Annotated in this window: 2 protein-coding genes and 1 pseudogene; 1 reads left to right on the top strand and 2 read right to left on the bottom strand. The window is 71.1% G+C overall.

Translation table 11 applies throughout. From position 1 onward, the window contains the following. Window positions 1–229: 229 nt before the first annotated feature. Window positions 230–1,435, top strand: a complete 1,206-nt coding sequence (locus ABZ749_RS32480) for an acetylhydrolase (protein ID WP_357234609.1) — start codon at window positions 230–232, stop codon at window positions 1,433–1,435. Window positions 1,436–1,606: 171 nt separating this feature from the next. Here ABZ749_RS32480 and mshC read toward each other — a convergent pair whose 3' ends face one another. After that, entirely contained in the window at window positions 1,607–2,845 is a 1,239-nt protein-coding gene (gene mshC, locus ABZ749_RS32485; protein WP_357234611.1) for a cysteine--1-D-myo-inosityl 2-amino-2-deoxy-alpha-D-glucopyranoside ligase, read from the bottom strand. 66 nt (window positions 2,846–2,911) lie between these two features. Further along, window positions 2,912–3,206, bottom strand: a pseudogene (locus tag ABZ749_RS32490) (phosphatidylinositol kinase); the annotation flags it as partial.

Below are 3,206 nucleotides of genomic sequence, written 5' to 3' on the forward strand. Positions count from 1 at the left end.
TACGCCTCAGCACGCCAGACGAACGCACGGTGCTTGTGGCCGTGCACTACGAGGTGTACACCATCACGGGCACCCATGCGCTGGATCCTGGGCGCCAGAGCGGCCTCTGAGAGCTCACCCGTTGTCGAAACTCGTCGCCGTCGTTGCATCTATACACTCGGTATATATACTGCGGGTATATCGATGGCCGGCGGCCTGGTTCCGGCGTCGAGCAACCAGGGGAGGATCAATGCCAACCGTGAAACCTGTTGGTGCACGGGGGATCACGCGCCGTGGCCTTGTCGGAGCCACGCTGGCGGTCGGGGCCGGCGTACCGTTGGGCATCGCTGGCCGCGCCACGGCGGCAACCGCCGATGCGGGCCCGGCCCGGCTCACTCTCCCCCGGCCGACCGGGCCGTACCGCGTGGGTGTGGTGCCGCTGCATCTGGTCGACCGGTCGCGGCCGGAACCGCTGGCGGGGCCGGGGCGGTATCGGGAACTGATGGTCAGTGTCTGGTACCCCGCCCGGAACGAGCGGCGCTACCCGCGTTCCCCGTGGATGACTGCCGCCTCGATGCGCGTGCTGCTGGAATCCGCGGGCTTCGACCCCCACGCCGCGCTGGCGCCGCTGACGGCCGGGCACAAGGGCGCCCCGGTGCGGCACCCGGGCCGGCGGTTGCCGGTGGTGCTGTACTCGCACGGCGCCGGCAGCCACCGTTCGGACACCACCATCGTGGTGCAGGAACTCGCCAGCCACGGGCACGTGGTCGTCACTGTGGACCACACCTACGACGGATTCAGCGAATTCCCCGACGGCCGAGTCACCGTCCAGGAGGAAGACTTCGATTCCACCCCGTGGACCTACACCAGGGACGTCCGATTCGTCCTCGATCAGATCTGCGACCTCGCCGCCGGGGGCAACCCCGACGTCGACGACGCGCCACTGCCGACCGGGCTGGGTGCCGCCCTCGACCTGAGTCGGATCGGCATGTTCGGCTGGTCGAAGGGCGGCACCGCGACGGCCCTGACCATGGGCACCGACCGACGGGTCCGGGCGGGGCTGAGCCTGGACGCCCCGATGGTGTCGCAGCCGATGCCCACCACCGACCTGTACCGGCCGTTCATGCTGATGACTGCGCAGAACACCCGGGCCGCGGAGCCCGCCGTCGCCGAGTTCTTCACGCACCTACGGGGATGGCGACTCAACGTCCAGGCCGCCGAAGCGGTCCACTCGTCCTACGGCGACAACCAGTGGCTCGTGCCGCAACTGGCGAAGCTCATCGGCATGAGCGACGAGGAACTCGTGAGTTGGGTCGGCACGCTCGACCCCGCCCGCGCGGTCCGCATCGGGCAGGCTTACCCGCTGGCGTTCTTCGACCTGCACCTGCGGCACCGGGGCGGCCACCTCCTGAACGGCCCCAGCCGGTCCTTCCCCGAGGTGGCGTTCATTCCGTGACCCGATCGTCCACGCCGTGCGGGCGTGCCCCGAATCCGACCCCGACCTGGTCCTGAGCTGAGCCGTTTGATCGACTCGGCTTCCTGGAAGTCGGGGCGTCGCACCGCCCTGGACACCGCCACTTCCCGGAAACCGAGTCGATCAACGGGCGCGCGACACGACGCGCATGGGCTAGAGGCGGATGCCCAGGAGGGCGTCGACAGTGGTCGCGAAGAGAGCGGGCGCCTCAGGGTCGTCGGTGGCACCGGCGAGGGTCGCCTCGGCCCAGCGGTCGGCTGCGGCGAGGGCTCCGGGGGTGTCCAGGTCGTCGGCCAGGCGTGCGCGTACCTCGGCCAGCAGCTCGGCCCCGGACGGCCCGGCGGGCGCGGCGGCGGCCCGCCGCCAACGGTCCAGGCGCTCGTGCGCGGCGGTGAGCAGGTCGTCGGTCCAGGTGCGGTCGCTGCGGTAGTGACCGGAGATCAACGCCAGCCGGATCGCCATCGGGTCGACCTTGTCGGCGCGCAGCCGGGACACGAAGACCAGGTTGCCGCGGGACTTGGACATCTTCTCGCCGTCCAGGCCGATCATGCCGGCGTGGACGTAGTGCTCGGCGAACGGCGCCTGGCCGGTGAGCCGCTCGGCGTGCGCGGCGGAGGCCTCGTGGTGTGGGAACAGCAGGTCGTTGCCGCCGCCCTGCACGTCGATCCGGTCACCGAGCAGGTTGAGCGCGATGACCGCGCACTCGATGTGCCAGCCGGGGCGGCCCGGGCCCAGCTCCCCGCCCGGCCAGGACGGCTCGCCCTCGCGGGCGCCGCGCCACAGCAGCGGGTCCAGTGGGTCCCGCTTGCCGGCCCGGTCGGGGTCGCCACCGCGCTCGGGGAAGATCTCCAGCATCTGCTCGCGGGTCAGGTTCGACTCGTAGCCGAAGCGGGGCGTGGCGGAGATGTCGAAGTAGACGTCGCCGGTGCCGTCGTCGAGCCGGTACGCGGCACCGTCCTTGAGCAGCACCTCGACCTTGTCGGCAATGTCCGGGATCGACTCGACGGCACCCACGTAGTGCGCCGGCGGGATGATCCGCAGCGCCTCCATGTCCTCCCGGAACAGCGCCGTCTCGCGCATCGCCAGGACCACCCAGTCCTCGCCGTCGCGGGCGGCCCGCTCCAGCAGCGGGTCGTCGATGTCGGTGACGTTCTGCACGTAGCGCACCGGGCGGCCGGCGTCACGCCACATCCGCTGCACCAGGTCAAACGTGATCATGGTGGCGGCGTGGCCGAGGTGGGTGGCGTCGTACGGGGTGATGCCGCAGACGTACATGCTGCCCGCATCGGCCGGCTCACTCGGGTGGACACCCTGCCGCGCCGAGTCGTACAACGCCAGTGGCTCGCCCCTGCCCGGCAGCCGTGGCACCTCGTGTCCCGCCCAAGACTCCATGGGATCAGCCTAGCCAGCCCGCCGGCAACGCCGGAGCGCCCCACGGGTGATCAAGATGACAGCGGGTCACATGGGCGGCCAGGGCATCGCCGGCCAGTCCTCCGGAGGCTGCGGGAAGCAGCCGGTCTCGCGCAGCCGGTCGACCCGGGCGGCCACCTCGGCCACCTCGCTGATCGTCAGATGGTCGGCCAACTCCGCGCCGAGCGCACCGGCGACCTGACCGGCCAGCGCGTCGAGCATCTCCACGGCGTCCGCGGGCAGACGCTTACCGGCCCAACCCCAGAGCACCGTGCGCAGCTTGTCCTCCACGTGGAAGCTCACCCCGTGGTCCACGCCGTAGATCCGGTCGTCGGCACCGACG

Origin of the sequence: Micromonospora sp. NPDC047753 (genome assembly GCF_040642735.1) — a bacterium.
Taxonomy (GTDB): Bacteria; Actinomycetota; Actinomycetes; order Mycobacteriales; family Micromonosporaceae; genus Micromonospora.

What these genes read in the sequence shown, in the direction of transcription:
- ABZ749_RS32480 (WP_357234609.1), top strand. Translation starts at nt 230, where the DNA reads ATGCCAACCGTGAAACCTGTTGGTGCACGGGGGATCACGCGCCGTGGC.
- mshC (WP_357234611.1), bottom strand. Translation starts at nt 2,845, where the DNA reads ATGGAGTCTTGGGCGGGACACGAGGTGCCACGGCTGCCGGGCAGGGGC.